Origin of the sequence: Franconibacter sp. IITDAS19 (assembly GCF_023079515.1) — a bacterium.
GTDB lineage: Bacteria > Pseudomonadota > Gammaproteobacteria > Enterobacterales > Enterobacteriaceae > Franconibacter > Franconibacter pulveris.
Genome location: NZ_JALJCP010000002.1, coordinates 614,465 through 636,363 on the forward strand (window position 1 = coordinate 614,465; position 21,899 = coordinate 636,363).

The following is a 21,899-nucleotide window of genomic DNA, read 5'->3' on the forward strand; positions in this document are numbered from 1 at the left end:
AACGATCCCTGAATGTGTGGTTAGCTGTTAATTTTCACAATAGCGCCTTTAATATCCGTAAGGTTCGTTCCGGTTATGCTTACGGTATCGTTGGCCTTCATTTCAGTATTAATGCCGTCGCCGAGGCGGGTCAGCTCATCACCTTTAAAGGAGGCCTCTTTTACGGCTTCAGCGCTCAGGTTGCCTTCAGACACTTTTATCTCAATGGAGGTCGGGGTAATTAAAATAAAGTTGTCATTGACCTTGAGCTTAATACTGGTTGCGGCCTCAAGCAGGGCGTTGCCCTCTTTATCCATGGTTAAAACGGTCTGGTTTTTGCCAACATTAATAATGTGCTTATCGCCCGTATTATTGGTGGCATTCACGCCGACATCGACTTTTAAATTCCGCTTGATGGTAATGTTTTCATCGCGGCCGATGCTCTTTTTACGATCAACGCCCACGTCGTGCGTTTCACAATGCTCAACCTCTGTATCCATGTTTTTCTCGGCATGGATCCAGATTTGCTCATGACCGGCTCTGTCTTCGAAACGAAGAATATTGGCGTTATCTTTATGCCCGTCCTTACTGCGGCTGTAGAACCCCATCTGCGTCGCCGCCGCCGGCAGCGCCCACGGCGGCATGCTCGCCTCGTTGTACACCCGGCCGGTGATTATCGGCCGGTCCGGGTCGCCGTTGATGAAGTCCACCACCACCTCGTCACCCACCCGCGGTATCTGCACCCCGCCGTAACCCTGGCCCGCCCACGCGCTCGACACCCGCACCCAGCACGAACTGGTGTCGTCGCCCTTCGCCAGGCGGTCCCAGTGAAACTTCACCTTCACCCGCCCGTATTTATCCGTCCAGATACTCTCCCCCTGCGGCCCCACCACCCGCGCCGTCTGCGGGCCGTAGGTCCGCGGCCACGGCGTTGTCTGCGCCGGGCGGAACACCACCGACGACGGGATAACCGTGAAGTCCGTGCGGTGGATGGTCGCCCCGTCCGACCCGCTGGCGTAGCGGTTCTCCTCGTACTGATAGGCGGCCGCCGTCACCAGGTACTCCCCGTTGTCGCTGAAGAACGGCGCGTTCGCCAGCATGAAGGTGTGCCCCGGCGCGATGCCCAGCGCCGTGGCGGTCGCCTGTATCTGCCGGTGCTCCACCTGCCAGCGCTCCTGGCGGATGCGGGCGTAGAACTCCCCGTGCCCGTGCTCCACAAAGCGGCCCGGCCAGTCATAGACGTCGATGCTCCCCGGCTGCGGCGACGCCGGGTTCTGCTGCGCCTGGAACAGCCACGCGTTGGGCTTGCGGAAGTCGTAGTCGTCGAGGCTGTAGATACCCGGCGTCACGCTGTCCTCCAGCGCCCACTGGCTCACCCCCTCCCCGCTGGTGCTGCCCCCCGACGGCGTCTGGTGGTACGGTATCACCTCATAGCCGCTGAACGGCTGGTGCTGCGTCGCCGCGTCGGTGAGCACCAGCGTGTGTTTGTCCGCCTCGTGGCGGAAGTGGTAGGCGATACCCTCCAGCTCCATCAGCCGGCTGATGAAGTCCAGGCTCGACTCCTGGTACTGCACGCAGTAGTCCCACACCCGGTAACTGCCGGTGAGCCGGTCCTCGACGTTCACTTTGTACTCGCCAAGCAGCGTCTTCACTATCTGCGGCGCCGTCTGCCCCTGGAAGATGCGCAGGTTGCGGTCCCGCTTCATCGGCCACAGGTCCGGCTCCACCGTCAGCGTGTAGACCGCGTAGCGCGTGCCGCTGAGCTCCACCGCACTCACCCCGGCGCGGGTGATTTTGCCGTTGATGAAGCGCGGGCTCAGCAGGCTCTGCGTGGGCAGCGTGACGGTCACCGGCTGGCCCAGCAGGGCGCTGCGGTCGATACGGGCGTCGGTGGAGAGCAGCGTCAGCGTGAGGGCGAACGACTCCGACATCGCCTCGCGGCCGGAGAGTTTCCAGAAAAGCAGCCCCTCCACGGGGAGCTGGACGGTGATGCGGTTGAGCATAATCGTTAATCCATATGGTTTATGCAATGCAAGCGATCGCAGCCGTTAATCAGCCGCGCATGCATGAAAGAACTTATTTTTGCAGGCAGACAGGTAATTCAGTCCAGGCGTAATGAACGAAAGTCCGCCACCCTGAACAGGCTTTTTCAGGTGTATGAAACGTCGCTCACTGCTTTTTACGCACATAAATAAGTGAGCCGACTTTGAGTATTTCAGAAAGTAAGAGCTTGGAAATATTAACTGTTGCCCCTGTCATCCCTGAGGCTCCCACTACCACAGGGAAAAGCGTAACCGAGCATTGTAAGGTGAGAACACGAAATACTTCCTGAGCCATCGCAAAACGGACGGCATAGCGACTTTTTTTGAAAAACAGCCAAGCAGAAACAAACAACGTTAGCGGAGTGAGGATATAAACAAAATAAAAGACGCCCGTCAAAATGCCGTTTATCCCGTTAGCTATCATCATAAAAATAATAACTGCCGGGTTGCCCGCGCTGGACTCCCAAAGCTTTACCAGTAATCGCAGGGCGTCAATGGAATAAAATACGATCCCGATAAGATCCATTGCGCCCCAAAAATAGAAAACCTTTTCTTTAGCAATCATAAGAGCGTATTCGCTTATTTCACCGGCCCAGGCGGCCATTTACCGCCGTGCTGAATAAGCGTGTCTTTAATTTCGTTAAGCTTTTTATAATCGTCGCTGCCTGCTTTTGCTCTGTTCAGGAAACGCTCCAGCTGGTTACCCATCGTCCAGCCGTTGTCAGCCCGGATCTCAGGGTCAGCGCCACGCTGAAGCAGCAGCAAAACATGATCGTAAGAATGGAAGTCCAGGGCATCAATCAGCAAGGTGTTACCCAATGAATCAGTGATGTTGATGTTGGCGCCTGCATCCAGCATGGTTTGCAACGTCCCGGTATTTTTGGCCTCAAGCGTCTGGAATATAATAGGTTTTCCAAACGTTTTATCTTTCGCGTCTGGCGATAACCCACCATCCAGCATTGCCTTTATCCAGGCCCCACTCTCCGCCAATAACACAAATTCAGCTGGGCTACTTTTACCTTGCGGCCTCGGCTGTAGGGGATCGGCGCCAGCCTTAACCAGAACGGTAATAACCTTTAAATGCTCCGGTGTTTTTTTATCATTTATGGCATTCATGACGGCCCAGAACAATAGCGTCATGTCTTCTTTGCCAGGTGTTTTTAAATCGGTTTCTGACGCTAATTTAAGGACTTCATCCATTTTACCCTGTTCAATTGCACGAGCCAGGGTGAGTTGCTGACCGCTGAAGTAATCCTCTGCCTTTAAATCCATATCTTGCTTACACCCCCGAACCATGAACAGTAAACCCAGCGCTATCCAGCCAATTAAAAGCGATTTCACAGGCGGCTCCTGATAATGGAAATGTCCTCATCCTTTTGTTGCTCTATACAACTTATCGCTTGTCCAATTCCATGTCGATCAAATGCGCCTCCTGTTCCACCGGGAAGATTGTGGGGTATCCCGGCAGCGTCAGGCATGATTGCAGATAATTCTTCTTTAGCAATCAGTGCCGGCACGTGTCCTTTCATCATTTTGTAGTCTTCCCAAAGATTAACCTCCTGAATCTTTGTCAGCAGTTCGCCTTCAACACGATAAGCTTGAATATTATCCGTGCTTCCCAGCAAACTACCTCCATACTTCTCAACAGTGCTTGAATGTAACCCGGCAGCATTAAACGTCCATCCCGCCTTGCCGCTAGCCATAGATGTCGCAGAAGCTAACCCTCCACCAAGAGAGTGACCAGCAATGTCTATTTTTTGCCCCGATTTATACAAGCGTTCTCCCATACGCACGGCTCTTTTATAATAATCTGACTCCATTCCTAAACCTTGCGCACCATTATTAGACCAGTCAGCTATATTCTTCACCGGTTCGGATAATGAAACAAATTCAGGCGGTCTCGATCCTCTGAAAACTAACGTTGGGTTCATTTCACTCCCAAACACGTTGGGATCAGGTTGATAAACACGCGCCAGAAAATCAGGGGAGTCTTTACGATCAAATAAAAGTTCCTTTTCCAGGCCAAACTTTTTCAGTAACCCATCATCATTACTAATATCCGACCAGCCTTCGGGCACATCCGGCGTCGCCTGCAAGGGGTTAGTGGTTTTGTAGATATTTTCCGCAAGCTTTGCCTTCTCCACCGCAATGTTATTCGCCGCAAGGCGCTTCGCGGCGAGTTGCGCATCCGGAAAAACACTGCTGCCGCCCTTGCTGATAAGGTCTTTTCGCGCCTGCCAGCGTTCCGCCTTGGTCATGACCATCTCTTTAAGCTGCGCGGCGGAGGCCAGCAGCTGCGTGTCTTTACCGGGCGTAGGTTGCCCGGCAACCTGCGCGGCTTTAGCTTTCACCACCTGTACCGGCATGACCGTAGCGGGGGGCCGTGCGCCATAAACCCGCACCATCGTTTCGTATCTGTCAATAACGCTGTTGAACGGATAAAAAGTGCCCGCGCCTTTACCGCCCTTCAGTTGGCCCTGATTATTGATATAAAACAGGTGGGTCGCGGGCGACCAGCTGCGATGGCTATTATCAATGGCCACCAGCTTGCCGTAATCCAGCGCAAGCGTGATGAGATCGCGTATATTACGGCCGGTCTGATAAGGGTTGGCGCCGGTTTCCGCATGCAGCAGATCGTAACGCGTGAACATCGAGCGCACTGTACTCTCCGGCACCGACATAACCATCGTCCCGGCGACAACCGGGCGGATGATCATGGAGAAGAGCTCGGGGTTCAGGTTTTCATAAAAAAGGGAGACAATTTTAATATTGTACATACGCGCTATCCAGTAACGATGCTTCCCTACCCGCTTACGGGTTCACAAGCCAGGTGCCGGGTTTGGCAATCTCCAGCGTCTGGGTGCGCGTTTCACCATTACCCTGCAGTAAAACCTTGTAACGGCCTGCGGCCAGCTTAAAGGAGGCGTAGCCGTTAGCAGCGGGACGCAGCGATTTCGGCTCGCCGTTGACCTCCAGCGTTTCGCCTTCGCGCATGCGAACGTAAACCAGCACGATGGGCTCTTCCGCGACGGGCGCTTGGGCGCTCGCGGCGGCAGGCGCCTGCGCCGTTTCTGTCGTCGCCGGCGCGGTGGATGGCGTTTGCGCAGGCTCTTCAGCCGGGCGCGCTTGCTCGGTGTTCGTGCTGGCGGTTTGCTCAGGCGCGTCATCGCTGCCGCCGCTAAAGAGCAGCGCGCCCGCGATAACCCCCACAAGGATGCCCGCCGCGCCAATTGCCGGCGCTTTATAGCGCTTCCAGTCCAGCGCGGCGGCAGGTTCTTCGCGCTCTTCCACCGGCACCAGCATGGTGCCCGGCTTTTTCACGCTCAGCACGTCGTTGATGCCAGCCACTGGCATGTCGATAAGCGCGGCAAACGCATCAATCGACTGCGGACGATCTTCAATCCGCAGCGCCAGCGCCCGGTCCACCGCCTGCAGCAGGGAGAGCGAGTAGCCCGCCGGCTGCAGCTCTGTGAGGGGTTTATAGGTGTCCTGAATGGAGCGCACCACGCTTACCGGCGGCGGCGAGCCGACGATTAACGTGTGCAGCACTGCGCCAAGGGCGTAGATATCGGTCCACGGCCCCTGCTCGCTTTCGTTGTCGTCGGTGTACTGCTCGATAGGCGCGTAGCCCGGGCGCAGCATGGTTTCCGTTTCATCGGAAAGGTTGCCGATGGTGCGGCGCGCCGAGCCGAAATCCAGCAGCACCGGCAGGCCGTTATCCTGAATCTGGATGTTATCCAGCGAGATATCGCGGTGCAGGTAGCCTTCATCGTGAATGGTTTTGATAGCGCCAAACAGCATCGGCAACACGCGGCGGATCCAGGTTTCGTCAATCAGCTCCGGCTTCTGCTCGCGCAGGCGCGTCAGCGTGGTGCCGCTGTAAAACAGCGTGCCCATATAGGCGGTGTCGTTCTGCACCCAGAAGCGCAGCACGTGCAGCAGGTTCGGATGGTTAAAGCGCGCCAGCAGACGCGCCTCCTGGATAAAGCTGTTCAGCCCGGCGGAAAACGCCTTGCCGAAGCGCTCGCTTCTGAGCACCAGCGTCATGTCTTCGCCGCGCACGGCAAGGGAACCCGGCATGAACTCTTTGATGGCGATGGTGCGCTCAAGCTGGTGGTCCCAGGCGCGATAAACGATGCCGAATCCACCGCCGCCAATCACCTCTTTGATTTCAAACTCGTTGAAACGGTACCCCACCGGCAGCGCGTTTGGGACAGTCCGATTGTTATCATTATCCGTCATGTTAAACAGTTCTCTTGATGATTGCGTTACGCGGCAAACTGACAGTGAAACTCGCCCTGCTCGCAGGTGACGCGAAGGCGTCGGTACTGCTCGTCGCTGCGGCTGGCGGTAAGTAAAATCTGGCTCATCTGCGGAAGCAGCGTATTGGTGAGAATGGCGTCCACCATGCGCCCGCCCGACTCCACCTCAGTGCAGCGCTGAACAATCTGCTCCACCACGCTGTCGTCGAACTCTGAAATGATGCTGTGGTTCTCTTCAAGGCGACGCTGAATGCGCCTGAGCTGCAGGCGCACAATTTCACCCAGCATCTCATCGCTGAGCGGGTAGTACGGCACCACCAGCAGACGGCCCAGCAGCGCGGGCGGAAAGACCTGCAGCAGCGGCTGGCGCAGCGCGCCGCCGAGCGCCTCTGGCTCCGGCATCAGTTCAGGGTCGGCGCACATAGCGCTGATGAGATCGGTGCCGACGTTAGAGGTGAGGATGATAATGGTGTTGCGAAAATCGATATGCCGCCCTTCGCCATCCTCCATCCAGCCCTTATCGAACACCTGGAAGAAAATTTCATGCACGTCCGGGTGCGCTTTCTCTATCTCATCCAGCAGCACCACGCTGTAAGGACGACGGCGCACCGCTTCGGTCAGCACGCCGCCCTCGCCATAGCCCACGTAGCCCGGGGGGGCGCCTTTGAGGGTGGAAACGGTGTGCGCTTCCTGGAACTCGCTCATGTTGATGGTGATAACGTTCTGCTCGCCGCCATAAAGCGACTCGGCCAATGCCAGCGCAGTTTCGGTTTTACCAACGCCGGAAGGGCCGCAGAGCATAAAGACGCCGATGGGTTTGTTCGGGTCGTCGAGCTTCGCACGCGAGGTCTGTACGCGGCGGGCAATCAGCTCAAGGCCGTGACGCTGGCCGATAACGCGCTGGTTCAGCGTGTCGGCGAGCTTCAGCACCGCGTCGATTTCGTTTTTCACCATCCGGCCAAGCGGGATGCCGGTCCAGTCGGAAACCACCGCCGCCACCACGTTTTCATCCACGGCGGCGAAAAGCAGCGGCGCGTCGCCCTGCAGCGCGGTCAGCGCCTGCTGTTTTTCGGCAAGCTGGCGGCGCAGGTCAGTCTGGTCTTCTTCCCCGGCGGCAAACAGCTCAGCGCGCAGGCGGATAATCTCGCGCACCAGGCCGCGCTCTTCTTCCCAGCGTTGCATCAGCGCGTCGCGCTGCGCTTCAACCTCTGCGCGCTCCGCTTTGAGCCCAACAACGCGCTCGCGCTCGCCCGCGCCCACGCGCGCTTCGCGTTCGGCAATCTCCATCTCCACTTCCAGCGCGGCGAGGCGGCGCAGGCAGTCTTCCAGCTGCGGCGGCGGCGCGCTCTGGCTGACCGCCACGCGAGCGCAGGCGGTGTCGAGCAGCGCCACGGCTTTATCGGGCAGCTGGCGTGCCGGAATATAGCGGTGCGAAAGCTTCACCGCCGCGCTCACCGCCTCATCAAGCAGCAGCACCTGGTGATGTTTTTCCAGCGGCGAAACGGTGCTGCGCAGCATCAGCACGGCTTTGGCCTCGTCTGGCTCATGCACCTGCACCGTCTGGAAGCGGCGAGTCAGCGCCGGATCTTTCTCAATGTATTTTTTGTATTCCGCCCAGGTGGTGGCGCCAATGGTGCGCAGCTGGCCGCGCGCCAGCGCCGGTTTCAGCAGGTTGGCGGCGTCGCCGGTGCCCTGCTGGCCGCCTGCGCCAATCAGGGTGTGGATCTCATCAATAAACAGGATGATGGGGGTCGCGCTGGACTGCACCTCGTTGATAAGCGCCTGAAGGCGCGCTTCGAACTCGCCTTTCATGCCCGCGCCCGCCTGCAGCATGCCGATATCAAGCAGCCACAGCTGAATGTTCTGCAACGGCTCCGGCACGTCGCCTTCGGCGATACGCAGCGCCAGCCCCTCCACGACCGCCGTTTTGCCCACGCCCGCCTCGCCGGTGAGCAAGGGGTTGTTCTGGCGCCGGCGCATCAGGATATCCACCATCTGGCGGATCTCTTCATCGCGTCCCACTACCGGGTCGATTTTGCCTTCGCGCGCCCGCGCGGTGAGATCCTGGCCATACTGCGAAAGCGTGCCCTGGACGACTGGCGCCGCGCCAGCGGAAGCATCCGTCGCCGCCGCGGCCTGCTGCGTCTCTTTGCTCTGGGCGCAGATGGCGTCGAACTGCTCCAGCAGCGCCTCAACGTTAATGCGGCCAAACTGGGCGGAAATGCCCTTCAGCACGTTCGCCAGGTTCCAGGTTTTCAGCAGGCCGATTAACAGGTGGCCGCCGCGAATGCGGCTGACGCCAAATTTCAGCGAGCCGTAAACCCAGGCGCGCTCGACGGCGCTGTCGATATGCTCAGAGAGATCGGAAACCGAGCTCGCCCCACGCGGCAGCGCATCCAGCGCGGCGACAATATCCCGGGCCAGCTGCGGCTCGTCGAGAGAGAAATGACGGATGACCTGCTGGAGGTCGCCATCCTGCTGCTGCATCAGCTGGTGCAGCCAGTGCACCAGCTCGACATAGGGGTTGCCGCGCAGCTTACAAAAGGCGGTGGCGCTTTCCAGCGAGGTAAATAACAGCGTATCCAGTTTGCCGAAAAGGACGGCACGGCTAATTTCAGACATGTTCGGTTCCGTTGATAACAATGTTGCATACACTTCATCCTTCAGGCCGCCTCAATGCAGCCTGAAGGAGTCGGTATACGGAAAATTATCGCTCTGCGCGATACACCAGATCGCCACGTGGGACTGGCTGAGGCTGAAGGCCCAGCCAGGTGTTGTAACCCAGCCGACCGCCGCTACCGAGCGTTGCGCCCTGGACGGCGTCGGCGCGCAGGATAACCCGCGTTTCCCATTCAAATTCAAGCCCTGCGTACTGGCGCACCCAGTCGCGAAGCTCCGTTACCCAAGGCTCGCCCGGCAGAAAGCGTCTATACGCTTCTGCGCTGAGCGGGCCTATTTCGATGCGAAATTTATGCTGCACGTCGCGCACCGCCACGCCGAGAAAAGCGGACTGCCCCAGGCGCGGCAGGCGTCTTCCCGCGCCCAGTTGCGCCTGCTCGCGGGCGCTGAGCGGCATCCACTGCGGCACGTTCATGACAAGTTTCACGGGCGCCTTGAAGTAGTTGCGCAGGATTTTCTCAAGCCCCTCCGGGTCGCGACTGTGGCGCGTCAGGTGGCCGCTGTGAGTAAAGCGCGCGTGCGGGCTGAGGCTGCCGTTGCTCATCTGCGCCGGCTGCCCCATGCCGATAAGCGAGGCCAGATAGCCGTTAAAGCGCTTGTTGTCGGCGCGGTCGAGCGAAACGGCGGGCTGCGCGTCCGCCCAGGCGCGGTAGAAAAGCAGCGTCAGGCGGTGATGAAACAGGTCGGCAAACGCGGTCAGGCTGTGATCCTGATGATGATGAATACGCTCGCGGGCATATTCCGTCATGTGCACCGGCAGCGGGCCGTTGGGGCCGAACATGCCGAAGCTCAGAATAGAAACTTCATGCAGGCCACTCTGCTCGCGCTTGCTCACCGCCGCCACCGTGGACGGCGCAAAGCTCATCGACGGCTGCTGGCCAAGGCGCAGGGGCTCGAACTTCGGCAGCGGCGCGCGCCCGAGCGGGTAACGCTCGCCGCCCTGGGCGTCGATGCGCCGTAACAGCTGGAACAGGTCGTAGCGCCAGGGCGCGTCCATCACCCCGCGCCAGAAGCTCTCCGGCAGCGGCGTCAGGCGATGCACGCGCAGCGACGTGACGGTGGTTTCACTCATATCAGCGCCCTTTTGCCCATGCGCGGCGCCCAGTAGCCAATCTCGCCCCGCTGCTGGCTCTTGAGCGTGAACTCGGTAAAGCTGTTAATAGAGACCAGGCGGGCGAACAGGCGCTCCAGCACGCTGCCGAAAAGCCAGGGGCTGGCGCCGGAGAAAGCCTGCTCATCCACCGTCAGGGTGATGCCGATGCCGCGGGCGAAGACAATCGGCCCCGGCTCCGGCACGCGGCGGTGCACCGGCTCCAGCACGCAGTGACGAACCCCCTCGGTCTGGCGCGCGACCGGCGCTTCCGCAAGGCCCGCGTACAGCCCCAACAGCTGACGCAGTGCGGCGGCGCCGTCTTCGTTTTCGCTGTCCATCAGGCTCAGGTAGTTCATTTGCAACTGGCTGATAAGCCGCCAGGTGCTGAACCCTTCCGCCAGCGCCGGGCGCGGCGGCGTCGGTCCTTTGCGCAGGGTCAGCGTTTTCACCGGCATTGAGTCAGGCAGGATGAACTGCCCGAGATCCTGCTGCAGCATCAGCGGCAGGTCGCGGCTGGTGCAGAGCACCTCGGCGGTGATATAGCGCAGGTTCTCCTGCCACGGCGCGTGCTGCTCATCCACCAGCGACACGAAAACCTCCGAGCCGGTATAGCCGGTGCGGGTGCCGTAGCGCAGCGCATGTTCGGAAAGCACGCGCTGTTCGCGACGCAGTGAAAAGTAGGCGCCGTAGTTGCCCGCGTCGCTGCTCCAGGTAGACCAGAAGGGACGAAATTCTTTGTCGTCCCGCTGGCCGTCGACGCTGCCGTGGATCTTCTTCACCGCGTAGATTTCGTAATCCAGCGGGCGGATGTTATCAACCACCAGATGGTATTCGTGCTGGCTTTCGCTCAGCTTCTGCCGGGCGGCGAGTTTCGGAAACAGGTTGATGACCGGGGTGCAGTGCAGCGCCAGATGGCTGGCGTCCACCACCCGCTCCAGCTGCTCCTCGCTCTTATCCAGCAGAATGAAGATATCGAACGCTTTTTCCGTTTCGCAGCGGCGAATCAGCTTGCCTAACCCGCTCAGGCTGATAAAACGAAAGCGCGCCGGGAAAGCGAAGTACTCCTGCAACAGGCGATAGCCGTCGAAGTTGCGCAAATCTTCCGGCAGCAGCGCCTGGTCCGCCTCAAAGCCTTCCTGGCGCAGCGCCTCGTCGGGCAACAGCTGGCGCTGCGGCTCGGTGCCGACGGTCTGGCAGACGATGCCGACAGGATGCGCCATCACCAGCTCCAGCAGCTTCAGCGCCTCGATATCCGGGCCGCTTAAGAAGAATTCGAGCCGGTCAAAATCAAGATGCCCGAGGTTTTGCGGCCCGTCGCAGGCGATGCGGATACGCAGCGCGCTGGCGACACCACGCTGGCTAAGGCCAATCTGCGCCAGCGGCAGATCGGCGGGCACGCCGCCCAGTTCCACCTTGTCGATTTTCAACGGCAGCAGATTCACGTCGTGCGCCGTGGTATAGCTGCAGGTGACGCCGGTTTTCTTCAGCGCCAGGCTGTCCATCATGGTGCCGCGCGGCACGATAAACCCTTTGCTTAAATCGCCGCGGCCGCTGTCGGGCTGCAGTTCGGCAATCGCCATGGAAGGCGTGGGCGCCAGATAGTTCGGCGCGAGCATCTCCAGCAGGCGCTGGGAGAAGCGCGGGAACTCGGCGTCCATCTTGAGCTGCACGCGGGAGGTGAGAAAGGCGAAGCCTTCCATCAGGCGCTCAGTGTACGGGTCCGCCACCTCAATGCCGCGCATCCCCAGTCGCCCCGCCACCTTCGGGTAGCGCTCGGCGAACTCCGCGCCCATCTCGCGCAGGTAGGCCAGCTCACGGTTGTAATACTCAAGCAGTTTACTTTCCATGCTTACCCCGCGTCTTTGAGTTCAAAATGGCCGTTTTCCAGATCGACATCGGTGCGGAACAGAAACTCCAGCGGGTACGGCACGCACCACAAGCGCCCTTTGATTTCAATCGACAACACGTTGTGCAGGTCGAGCGACGTGGTGTCGGAGACGCAGCGCACCTGCAACCCCTGCGGCAGAATGCGCGGCTCGAAATTGATAATGGCCTCGGTGAGCTTGCGCTGAATGTCATGCCATTCGATATCGGACATCCGTTTACCCGCGAGCGGCGCGACGCCGAAGTTAACCACCGAGCGACGCACCTGCGGTAGCAGGCTGAGGTCGTGTGAAGAATCGTGGTTGATGGTGTTAAACAGCCATTGCAGATCGCGCAGCACGTGACGACGCAGCGCGGAATGGCTTATCAGGTTGCTGTTTGCCGACTCTTTGACTTTATCCGGCTCGTTATCCGTGAGCCGGTCAAGCAGCGAGGGTTGCATTTTATCGCGCGCCCCCACTTTCTCCTGCCTGCTGCGGGCGTGCCAGCCGCTGCGCAGCAGATCGCCTTCGCCTGCGGGTCTATTCATGCGCGTCGCCTGCCGTGAACGTCACCAGGCTTAGCGAGAGCAACGGGCTTTCGTTTTGCTCGTCAAGCCAGGTTTTCTGCCCCAGCCCCTGGTATAGCGTCTCGTCGTTATCAAGCGGCAGCCATTCGGTGGCGCGCCCAAGCTTGATGTGGTCGCCCGCCTCTGGCGCAAAGGGATAGCGCGCCGGGATCTGACAAACCTGCTCGGCGCCGTCGGTAAGACGCACCAGCGCGTGGCGCCAGACTAAATCGGTGACGCTCGCCGGCGCCTGGAAGCGGATCTCTTCAATGGCGCTGAATGGCAGCCAGACGTAGCGGCCATTGACGATGGCTTCGCACACCGGTCCCAGGCGGGCGTCGCCGTCCATCAGCCATGCAAACGGCTGCGTTTTTTCATTTTCAAAGGTCAGCTGGCCCGGATTCGCCTCGGCCTCTTCCAGCGCCTGCAGGCGCAGCGCCTGGGCGCGTTCGCCGGTTTCCGCCAGCGCTGAGGCGAGTGTTGCAAGCCATGGCCACTGGGCGTCCGGCATCGACGGGCGGGCCTTACCAGCTAATACCTGCTCGCGTTGTTGCTCGCCCGCAATGGCCTGCTCAAGCAGCGTAACGGTGGGCTTCGCCTGCGGTTTTAACGCAAGCCAGCTTTTCAACTGGGTCAGCGCCCTGGACCAGTTGCCATCGAGCGCGAGAAACTGCACGAAAGCGGCGCGCAGGTCGGCGTCCGCCGGGCGGGTTTTGATTTCGCCTTCAAGGCGCAGCAGCGCGGCGTTGAGCGACTCGCCGCCCAGCTGTTGATAAAGCGTATTCATAACGGCTCCTTAGTTTGCTGCGCGCCAGGCGCCAACGGCGGGATCGCGCAGCTGCGGGCGCAGCGCGTCAATCAACACAATATTGAGATGGGCGTTCGGGGCGAGCCACGGGCTCCAGAGCTGTTTCACCGCCTCAAGGCGCGCCTGCAAACGCACGTCGTCGCTGGCGAGATCGCGGGAGACCTCCACCGCCACCGTGCCTTCGCTCTTCCAGCTGTTCAGCGCGCTGTCGTAAGGCAGGATCATCCAGCTCTGATCGCTGTTCTCCGTGCTGAAGACCATGCGCTCTTTATTAACCGAGGTGATAAGCACTTTATCCGGGTCGACGCTGTCGCTCAGCCCCACCACCGGGAAACCGTGGAGGTAAGTCACTGGCGTCTCCTCTGGCGCGCCGTTGTTGACCTGCGTCATCACGGCATGACCGCTCAGCCAGCTGCCTTTTTCACAGCCTGCCGCGCCGGAGGCCGGAATAAACAGCGCGGGGGCGGCTGCCCCTCCTTGCCAGAAGGTGCGCAGGTGACAGCCGTCCTGCAGGGTAAACTCCTGCCAGGGCGAGCGGTCCGCCGCAGGCGACAGCGTTTCCGGGTTCTGCTCGGGCAGCGAGAGCGCATTGCCCGCAGGCGCGCTGGCGGCAGAGACCGCCAACTGCGGCTGCTGCTGTGGCTGCGGCTGCGACGCAACCTCAACCGCCCACGTTTTGGCTTTGCTTGCCGTGCCCTGCGCCAGCGTCTGCCCCTGCGGATCGTTCAGTTTCCAGGTGAGCTGTTGCAGCTTGCCGCACTGGTGCTCCAGCAGCGAGCCAAGACGCGGCACGAAGTTATCGAGGATGGAGACCTCTTTGTTGCCGTTCGCCACAATGCGCAGCGCCAGCGTCGGTTTACACCAGCTTTGCGGCGTTTTGTCTTTGATGTCATCTATCCAGACATCCAGCTTTTGCGAAGGCGACTGTACGATGCGGTAATTTTCAGCCTGGGCGGTGGTAGCCACCGCCAGGAGCGCCAAACCCGATAGCCAAAGTTTCATATCAATCCTTGTGTGTCTTATCAGTCCCGCAGGGGAAAAAACTGCGCTGCGTCAGAAAGCGTGTGCAGCAAGGTGGTGTCCTGAGGGCTGCCCATCCACACCGCCACGGCGGTGTAGTTATCCTGAGCGCTGCCCTCGCTTTCGCCATTTCTTTGAATAATCTGGTTCATCAACGTCAGCCACTCCTGCGGCGTGTTGACCATGTGCAGCGATTGCTTCATCTGCTCTTCGCTGACGCCATGCCAGAAGCCGTCGGTGCAGAGTAAAAAGGCGTCGCCGTCTTCCACCGGCACCACGTCGCTGTAGCTCGCCTCCGGCCCACCGTTCTCCATCCCCAGCGCCAGATAAAGCAGGTTGCTGTTAATGTTGTCGGTCTGATGACCGGCGTCTTTCATCTGCTGAACCAGACTGTGGTCGGTGGTGACGTGATAGAGCCAGCCGCGACGAAACAGATAGAGGCGGCTGTCGCCCGCGTGCGCCCAGTAGGCGAGCCGGTAGTCGCGGTCGATAAACAGGCTCACCAGCGTGGTGCCCATGCGCCGGTAATCCTGCGCCGCCTGCTGCTCGCTCAGGATGGCGCGGTTCGCCTGCTGAACATAGTCGCGAATATGCTGCGCGTTTAAGTGTTTATCGCCATCGAAGCGGGAAAGGATGCTGTTGCGGGCGAGCTCGGCGGCGACATCGCCGCCAGGCAGCCCGGCGATGCCGTCGCAGACGACAAAGCAGGCCGAACGTTCCCCGATGGTTTCTCCCGTCTGATCCTGGTTGCTGGCGCGCGTTCCCTGGCGGGAGAGAGAAGCCGTTGCGATGTTCATTCTTCTTCCGATCCGCTCTGTGAGTCTTTGTACTGATTCACTTCCATGTCATAGGCGTGCAGAAACGCCTCGCCAAACAGGGTGTGGAAGTCATCTTCTATCTCACCTGCTGTCTCACCGTAGGTGCGAACAAAATAGTCCCACAGCGCCCCTTTGCGGCTGCCCGGCAGCGACAGGCGCGAGGTGACGCCGTCAAGCTTCGCCTGCTCTTCCAGCTGTTCCGGATTAAAGGATTGCAGCATCGCAGCGATGATGGCGCGGATGCCGGAGATCATCCCAAGCTGGTGCGCCTGTAAATCGATAAGCGCGTCGCGTACCGATTTTTTCGGCGGCATAAAGCCCGGCATGCGGGTGCCGAACATCTGCATCAGCACCGTTTTACCGGAAGGCAACAGCTTGAACGGGTTGTTGGCGTCGTCCAGCACCATGGTCATGTCCGCTTTTACGCCGCGTTTAAGAATGGAGCGCGACGAGAGCAGCGCTACCGTACCCTGCGAGAACATGCTGAGGATCTGCCCGAGCTGGCGCATGTTTTCCCGGTCGAACTGCGGCACCGGCTGCATATCGCCAAGACCCATGCCCTCCAGCAGCGCTTCCAGCAATTCGCCCTGCAGCACGTCGCCGCGAGCGGGCTGCTGAGGCGCAACCGACGAGGAGGCGGCGTTCTGCACCGGGTCGATACGCAGGCGGCCTTTCGGCGTCTGGGTGGCGCTGCGCGCCACCGCCTGCGGCGTCGGCATGGTGAACCCGGCGTACTCCTGGCGGCCCGGCTCTTCCGCTGGCGTTTCAGCGTCTTGACGCGGCGGCCCGGCATCGAACAGCGGCGAAGCGGCCAGCGGATCGCTGTCCTGCGCGTTGTCTGAAGTGGCATCCCGGGCGTCCGCCAGCGGCGCGCCGCCCATCAGGCCCAGCGGGTCGTTCTCTTGCGCTTTGGCGGCTGGCGGCTCGTCGCCAAACAGCCCCAGCGGATCGCGCTGTTCCGTTTTCGCGGCGGCGTTCGCTTCAGCGGTTAACGGTTCGCCACCGAGCAGACCCAGCGGATCCGGCTCTTGCGGCGGCGCCGCTGTCGGCGCGCTCTCCTGCGCCGGGGCGGACGCCTCGCGCGCGTCGGCAGGCGTGTTCTGCTGGTCCGCCAGATCGTCCGGGTGGGTTAACGGCGCCCCGCCCATCAGACCAAGCGGGTCGTCGTTGCGCGCGGCGGGCGCGCTCGCCCCGCCGCTGAACAGCGCCAGCGGATCGAGCTCATCCTGCGGCGTTTCTTTTGGCAGCGATGGTTCGTTCGCTTTAGGCGCCACCAGCGTGGAGGGCGTGGCGTCGTTAAAAATGCTGTCGTTCTTAAACAGCGCGTCGTCGCTGAACAGCTTGTCGGTATCGACAAGCTTACGCTCAAGCTGCGGATCGCTGTCCCGGAACATCGCCAGCGGATCGTCTGTATTGCGCTCCGGCGCTTTCGGCTGGGCGAACGGGTCGTGCGAAGCGGCGGGCTGCGGCTTCGCGCGGTTGCTGGAGATGCTATCGGAGATAGAGAACTCCTGCATCAGGCTGTCCCAGATCTCCGTCGGCACCGCCGTTGGCGCAGACTCTGCGCGCGCTGACGCGCTGGCAGGCTTCGGCGCAGGCGCGGCGGCTGGCGCGGGCGGCGGCGTGATGGTCGCGGCCATGCGGCTCACCGGCTGGGTGTCCTGGTGCAGACTGGTCACTTCAATGCGGTAATCATCGATGCCGAGAATGTCACCGTCCTGCAACTCCACCTGACGCCCCCGCTCCAGCGGGATGTCGTTCAGCACAACGCGGGTTACGCTGCCGCGGTTGGTGATGCGGCACTCGCCCTGGGCATCGACATGAACAATCGCCTGAAGGCGGGAGATAACGCGGTCGTTGTCGGGCAGCACCAGGTTGTTATCCGTGCCGCGGCCGATGGTGCCGCCGGGGGCATAAAACTCACAGCTGCCCTGAGGCGGCTGGTGGCCAGGTTTTGTGGAAATAATCGTGAATCGCATAGCGTATTCCTGCTGGTATGATTAGCGCTCAAACGTCGCGTTTCTGTCCAGACGCCCGGCGTTTGAGTGCTGAGAAACAGAGCAGCGCCTGCGCGCCGCCCGTCATGGTCCGTTATTTAGCCTCGCGCTTCACAACCGGAGCGGTTCATTTTGTTGATGAGATTCATATAAGCGCTATTAACCGCATCGCTGCGCATGCGAATACTCATATTGGATTTGAGGAAATGGTTAACCGCGAGGCTGCCTTTCTCCGCGTCGCGCAGCGCGCTACGGCCTGCGCCCAGCAGGTCGTTGACTTCGCTTTTCAGCGGCTCGCACCCCTGGTTCATCTCGGCGAGTTTATCCAGCGACTGGCGGAACTGGTTGTCTATCTCCTTACTCGGCTTCTCGTCGTTGTAGGCGTTGAAGAAGGTCTCCCCGGCATTCATGGTCTCTTTTGCATAGAGCGCGATGCCGCTGCGGTAGTAGTCCGGCGAGCCTTTTTTCGCACTTTCGAAAGTATGTCGAAGATTGGCGTCATCGCGTTTTTCAAGCGCGGTATTGAAGTTCTGCTGGGCGCCCGCCAGGGTTGTCATCAGCGTGACATACTGCTCTTCTTTCTCGCGCGCCTTCTGGCCGCCATCCGCCAGCATCCCTTTTGAATCCTGATAATCATTTAACTCTTTCACCAGCGGCAGCGCGGCGTTGAGCGCATTGCCGTATGATTCGGCTGGCGCGTCGAGATCCGCCATGGCAGGTTTCATGGCGCGCGCTTCGCCAAGACGCTCCGCCATACGCTTCAGCGAGGTATCATCCGCCACCCAGTAAGCATCGTAGTCGCCGTTTTTCTTCTGACGCTTCATATAGTCGATATGCTTCGCCAGATCGCTTGCCGCGCTGTAGGTAAAGCCGTTCGCCGCATCCACATAGGCGTTAAATTTGGCTATCTCTTGTTGCTCGGTATTTTCCTGCTGCGCTGCCGGGTCCGGCATGGCACCGGCGCTGTTTTTCTGGTCATCGCAACCGGCGCTGGCAAAACAGGCCATCGCGATTAACGAAGCGAGACAACACTGCTTTATAGTCTTCTTCATTCCTTTTCCTTGTAATTACATAGCATTAAATCGTATCTGGCCCATATCGGCCGACACGGCGCATCCGTTTTTAGTGATACTTGTTATACAGGGCCTGGATTTTCTGGCTTTCGGCAATCAGCGAGCATTTCAGCACTCGGTAGTCGCTTTTGATCGACCCGCCAGTTTTGGCTTGCAGCGCCTGCGCTGTTGCTGCATCCGCTTCTTCAAAAGCCGCAACCGGCAAGTTGCTGGCTTCAAGCCAGGCGGCGGCGCTGGCCTGAGCGTCATTTTTAAGCGAGGCGTTATCGGCAATTTTGCTTATGCAGCGGGTTTGCACCCAATGCGTAAAAATTTGCTGCTGGGAGAAGGCACTTATTTCAGGCAGGCTTTGCGCGCAGACGGCAGGCAAAGCGATGAACAGCATTAGCATCAAACGCTTCATAGCGTCAGTCCTGTATTGAGGCTTATTACTCGTAAGGGATCGCCTGAAGCTGTTTAATTCGTTCCAGATCAAGGCGGGTAATGCACTGGTTGGCTAAATCGAGATTCACGTTGCTGCCTGTTTCCGCCAGGTACGCTTCTATCTTGCACTGTCCGTCGCGGTATTTAAGCCATCCGCGCTGCGAGTCAAGCAACACTTGCTGATACGCTTTATTCGTTTCCGGTGCGGCTTGATAACTGCTGGCGATACGCTTTTTGGCCTGCGCATACGCTTTATTAAGCGACTCCTCGGCCTGAGCTTTATTTGCCGTTGAGCAGTTTAATACTTCGGTATCATTAGCTCCTTGAGCACAGTCGCTCATCGCCCAGGTAGACGGACTGCATAAGGCTAATAAGAACATAACGACAATGTTGAATTTCACTCATCTCTCCGTGAAAAATAATCCATGATGTTATTTTTGAACAGCGCTTAAACGTAATATCGGGTTTATCACTGCGTCAGAGTATCCACCCTATCTTTCATCGCACGCGCAATGCAGCCTGTATTGTTTTGGCATTGGTTACGTTTTTTCAGCCAGGCAGTTTGTTCTGACTTAATTTTCCTGAGCGCTGCTTTATCGTCTGGCATGATGGCTTGCTGTTGCCACAGTGCCGTTTTAAATGCCTTGTCGACGCTCTTATCCCAGGCAGCCAGTTCGTCATTATCGCATATCGTTTTTTCAGTCTGATTCAGATTAGCGTCACAAGGGAATGAGGGTGAAAAGGTGTCGGTCGGTTTGATACGTTTCATTATTAAATAGCTATTATCATACCAATTAGTGATGAGAGTATCCGATGACAACAACGCAATCCAGTTACCGATATGTTCACCATCAGGTCCAAACTTCCCGGACTGGCAGGTCACACTCACTGGCGTAACTGTTTGTGCATCTAACCCGAAATCTTTCGCTTTTGGCAGTAGAGGTTCGCTATAGCGCTTGCCGGAAGTTTGCTGTAACAGATTATCTAATGCCGTTTTTCCCTGCGCCTCGTAATGCACAGCCGAACAATTTACCGTCTCGTCAAGATTTCCACTGATAACATCTTTATTAAGCACCATTTTTCTTCCCACATAGTGAGGATCGTCTACCGTTATGGCGGTATGCGTCGTCGCGAAAGCATCTATGCGAACTGAAACGACTCTCCACTGACCATCAAACTGATTTACGTTTGATGTTAGCGCGCTGGCATACGAAGCGCCGGAGGTTGTGAGAAAAAAAGTTAATAAAGCCACTTTTGCAAAGCTTAAGTTTACATTTTGATTGTGAGCATCTATTAACAATCTCAGTTGTCCGCTTTGCCTTTATATTTTTTAATCAGGTCAGATAATTCTTTGCTGTGATAAAAGTCGATGCACTTTGCCATCGTCATCGGTACGCCAGCCTGACTGCCATATTTTTTTTCAAGAAAGGTTTTACCCAGTTTCTCTACAGCCGTATGCGCTTCAAGAGAATAATCGCCAAACTCCAGGTATCCCCTTGCTGCGGCAGACGCATCTTTTTTGACTTCGTCGGCCTGATACCCCTGCGCAAGGCAGGTGCTCAATGCATAATTTTTAAGATATTCCTCGGGGCTGTACTCTACGCGCGCAACGGCCTGATAAGAAATAAACAAAGCCAGCGCTACGCCAATTTTCATTTTAAAAGCCATATTGAAGCCTCTGTCGCCTGCGGGAAATAACAATGATCAGAGCAAATCTTACCATTCCATAATGTTGCATGGCCACTGGCATCGCTCCAGCTATCAACAGTAAAAACGAGTATCCCGGTCATATTAATAAAGTCATTCACGGTAGGGTTTTTAACGGTTTTATCCGGCGCGCCAAACTTATGCTTCAAATAGGGCTTTAAATCTTTGACTCTGTAGATGTACCAATTCTTATCTGCGCCAGAAACCGTAGCCCAGGCCCCTCTTTCGACTTTTGCGCCCGAGTAGTTTAACGCATAGCTCATACGGATAGCACAGGCATTCTTGAATCCTTCGGTATCGCTGCCTTCACCAATTTTGATATTAACACCAACGTTGCCGCCAATTTTTTGTCCCACCAGCGGTACAGGAACATTAACTTCAGAAAAGCGTTGCCACGCCTGTAAAAAATTTGGTCTCGACGCCATACTCTTTTCTCCTTGAGAATAAAGTGAGCCCTTGCGGGCTCACTGCAATTACGCTTCTTTGTTTTCTTTGATATTCCAGCCAGCGCTGCTTTCTGCGCCTTTACCGCCAGCGGAAGTCTGCTCCCAGTACTGCTGTTTCACTTTCGCAGCCTGGAATGCATAGGTCACGCCAACGGTATCGCCGTTGTCAGCGCCGGTGTACTGTACGGATGTTACCAGCACGTCTTCCAGCGTAATGCGCGCATATTCCACCTGCTGGCCGCCTGCTTTGCAGACAGACAGTTCCACTTTGGTCAGGTGCTTACCGCTGGAGCAGTGTTTCAGGATTGCTGTAGTCGATTTGTCGATCAGCGCATTAACGTGCAGATCGTTAAAGTTCACTTTACCGGCACCGCCGCCGCCGCCAACGCTCATATTACCCGGCTGGGATGCGCCCCAGGAAAAAGAGGTAATATCAGTCCAGCCGGTGTGGTTAGAATCTTTAGATTCGCCGGTTACGCCGTCGACCTTCAGGAACATATCAATAGCCATAATATCTACTCTTCGTTAATGAAAATTATTGCTTTCGAAAAAGCACTTATATGGCAAACAGGAAAGCATGGGGCTGAATAAAACCGTCCATATTTTACCTCTGCCTCATATCAAACGACCCATGTCATTTGACAGTCTTACATTCCCCCTGAATGAACGGAAAGAATGTGAAGTCTTTTACTACTGTGGATTATCCTGATTCCAGGTGCGGTCAGGGTTTTCTAATAAAACCGCTTTCGCCACCTTATCCAGTTCAGGGCTGTGGTATAAACGCAGACAATTTAGCGTTAACCCTTTATTGTCCTTACTACGGTCGCTATGCGAATAATTAACAGCGCCTTTAAACTGGTCGATCAGGTCATTGATTTTCTTGTCACCGTTATCAATATCAAAAAGCACCCATTCACGCAGGGCATTTGATGTGTGCGCCGCATCGAGCGAAAATGTGGAATATGGCTCAGCAATTTGTGCCAGGCAGCGCGCCAGCACAATATCTTTTACGACCTGTATGTATGGCTTATCTTTAATAAAAGCGACAGGATCGGATGTCGCACCGGCAAAAGCGCTGTTGCAAATAAACAGCAAAGCGAAAATATCTTTTTTCATGGTGT

General features: G+C 57.8%; 21 protein-coding genes. All 21 read right to left on the reverse strand.

Annotation, left to right across the window (positions count from 1 at the left end; genetic code table 11):
• Positions 1–20 precede the first annotated feature (20 nt).
• Positions 21–1,982 carry a type VI secretion system tip protein TssI/VgrG gene (tssI, locus tag MT962_RS08755; RefSeq protein WP_247365409.1) on the reverse strand — a complete coding sequence of 654 codons (1,962 nt, stop codon included), beginning with the start codon at positions 1,980–1,982 and terminating at the stop codon, positions 21–23.
• A gap of 166 nt (positions 1,983–2,148) precedes the next feature.
• A complete protein-coding gene (locus MT962_RS08760) occupies positions 2,149–2,625 on the reverse strand; it encodes a hypothetical protein (RefSeq protein ID WP_024557999.1) in 477 nt (158 codons plus the stop codon).
• Positions 2,601–3,362 (reverse strand): ankyrin repeat domain-containing protein, encoded by a 762-nt coding sequence (locus MT962_RS08765; protein ID WP_247365411.1) that lies wholly within the window; start codon positions 3,360–3,362, stop codon positions 2,601–2,603. The genes MT962_RS08760 and MT962_RS08765 overlap by 25 nt, the downstream gene beginning before the upstream one ends.
• Positions 3,359–4,798: a hypothetical protein gene (locus MT962_RS08770; RefSeq protein ID WP_024557997.1), complete on the reverse strand. Its 1,440-nt coding sequence runs from the start codon at positions 4,796–4,798 to the stop codon at positions 3,359–3,361. Before MT962_RS08770 ends, MT962_RS08765 begins: the two co-directional genes overlap by 4 nt.
• Before the next feature lie 34 nt (positions 4,799–4,832).
• Positions 4,833–6,263 (reverse strand): serine/threonine-protein kinase, encoded by a 1,431-nt coding sequence (locus MT962_RS08775; protein WP_048888613.1) that lies wholly within the window; start codon positions 6,261–6,263, stop codon positions 4,833–4,835.
• A gap of 26 nt (positions 6,264–6,289) precedes the next feature.
• Positions 6,290–8,905 carry a type VI secretion system ATPase TssH gene (gene tssH, locus MT962_RS08780; RefSeq protein ID WP_247365412.1) on the reverse strand — a complete coding sequence of 872 codons (2,616 nt, stop codon included), beginning with the start codon at positions 8,903–8,905 and terminating at the stop codon, positions 6,290–6,292.
• Positions 8,906–8,990: 85 nt separating this feature from the next.
• The gene (gene tssG, locus MT962_RS08785) at positions 8,991–10,034 is read right to left on the reverse strand and encodes a type VI secretion system baseplate subunit TssG (protein WP_024561756.1); all 1,044 of its coding nucleotides are present in this window, start codon (positions 10,032–10,034) and stop codon (positions 8,991–8,993) included.
• A complete protein-coding gene (gene tssF, locus MT962_RS08790) occupies positions 10,031–11,902 on the reverse strand; it encodes a type VI secretion system baseplate subunit TssF (protein ID WP_024561757.1) in 1,872 nt (623 codons plus the stop codon). Before tssF ends, tssG begins: the two co-directional genes overlap by 4 nt.
• Positions 11,903–11,904: 2 nt before the next feature.
• Positions 11,905–12,468: a type VI secretion system baseplate subunit TssE gene (gene tssE / locus MT962_RS08795; protein WP_024561758.1), complete on the reverse strand. Its 564-nt coding sequence runs from the start codon at positions 12,466–12,468 to the stop codon at positions 11,905–11,907.
• Positions 12,461–13,273: a type VI secretion system accessory protein TagJ gene (locus MT962_RS08800; protein WP_024557991.1), complete on the reverse strand. Its 813-nt coding sequence runs from the start codon at positions 13,271–13,273 to the stop codon at positions 12,461–12,463. Before MT962_RS08800 ends, tssE begins: the two co-directional genes overlap by 8 nt.
• Positions 13,274–13,282: 9 nt before the next feature.
• Complete coding sequence (locus MT962_RS08805; RefSeq protein WP_024557990.1) at positions 13,283–14,296, reverse strand: hypothetical protein; 1,014 nt, start codon at positions 14,294–14,296, stop codon at positions 13,283–13,285.
• Positions 14,297–14,316: 20 nt separating this feature from the next.
• Entirely contained in the window at positions 14,317–15,111 is a 795-nt protein-coding gene (locus tag MT962_RS08810; RefSeq protein WP_024557989.1) for a protein phosphatase 2C domain-containing protein, read from the reverse strand.
• Positions 15,108–17,111, reverse strand: a complete 2,004-nt coding sequence (tagH, locus tag MT962_RS08815; protein ID WP_247365413.1) for a type VI secretion system-associated FHA domain protein TagH — start codon at positions 17,109–17,111, stop codon at positions 15,108–15,110. The genes MT962_RS08810 and tagH overlap by 4 nt, the downstream gene beginning before the upstream one ends.
• A 116-nt stretch (positions 17,112–17,227) precedes the next feature.
• Entirely contained in the window at positions 17,228–18,181 is a 954-nt protein-coding gene (locus tag MT962_RS08820; protein ID WP_247365414.1) for a DUF3829 domain-containing protein, read from the reverse strand.
• Positions 18,182–18,251: 70 nt separating this feature from the next.
• Positions 18,252–18,605 carry a T6SS amidase immunity protein Tai4 family protein gene (locus tag MT962_RS08825; RefSeq protein ID WP_024559634.1) on the reverse strand — a complete coding sequence of 118 codons (354 nt, stop codon included), beginning with the start codon at positions 18,603–18,605 and terminating at the stop codon, positions 18,252–18,254.
• Positions 18,606–18,630: 25 nt separating this feature from the next.
• The gene (locus MT962_RS08830; protein ID WP_229701819.1) at positions 18,631–19,026 is read right to left on the reverse strand and encodes a lysozyme inhibitor LprI family protein; all 396 of its coding nucleotides are present in this window, start codon (positions 19,024–19,026) and stop codon (positions 18,631–18,633) included.
• Positions 19,027–19,094: 68 nt separating this feature from the next.
• The gene (locus MT962_RS08835) at positions 19,095–19,925 is read right to left on the reverse strand and encodes a lysozyme inhibitor LprI family protein (protein ID WP_247365415.1); all 831 of its coding nucleotides are present in this window, start codon (positions 19,923–19,925) and stop codon (positions 19,095–19,097) included.
• A gap of 2 nt (positions 19,926–19,927) precedes the next feature.
• Positions 19,928–20,293: a T6SS amidase immunity protein Tai4 family protein gene (locus MT962_RS08840; protein ID WP_188723663.1), complete on the reverse strand. Its 366-nt coding sequence runs from the start codon at positions 20,291–20,293 to the stop codon at positions 19,928–19,930.
• Positions 20,278–20,757 (reverse strand): type VI secretion system amidase effector protein Tae4, encoded by a 480-nt coding sequence (locus MT962_RS08845; RefSeq protein WP_024558001.1) that lies wholly within the window; start codon positions 20,755–20,757, stop codon positions 20,278–20,280. The genes MT962_RS08840 and MT962_RS08845 overlap by 16 nt, the downstream gene beginning before the upstream one ends.
• A gap of 48 nt (positions 20,758–20,805) precedes the next feature.
• Positions 20,806–21,288: a type VI secretion system tube protein Hcp gene (locus MT962_RS08850; RefSeq protein ID WP_024557981.1), complete on the reverse strand. Its 483-nt coding sequence runs from the start codon at positions 21,286–21,288 to the stop codon at positions 20,806–20,808.
• Between the two features lie 180 nt (positions 21,289–21,468).
• Positions 21,469–21,894, reverse strand: coding sequence for a T6SS amidase immunity protein Tai4 family protein (locus MT962_RS08855; RefSeq protein ID WP_247365416.1), 426 nt, complete (start codon positions 21,892–21,894; stop codon positions 21,469–21,471).
• Positions 21,895–21,899 lie beyond the last annotated feature (5 nt).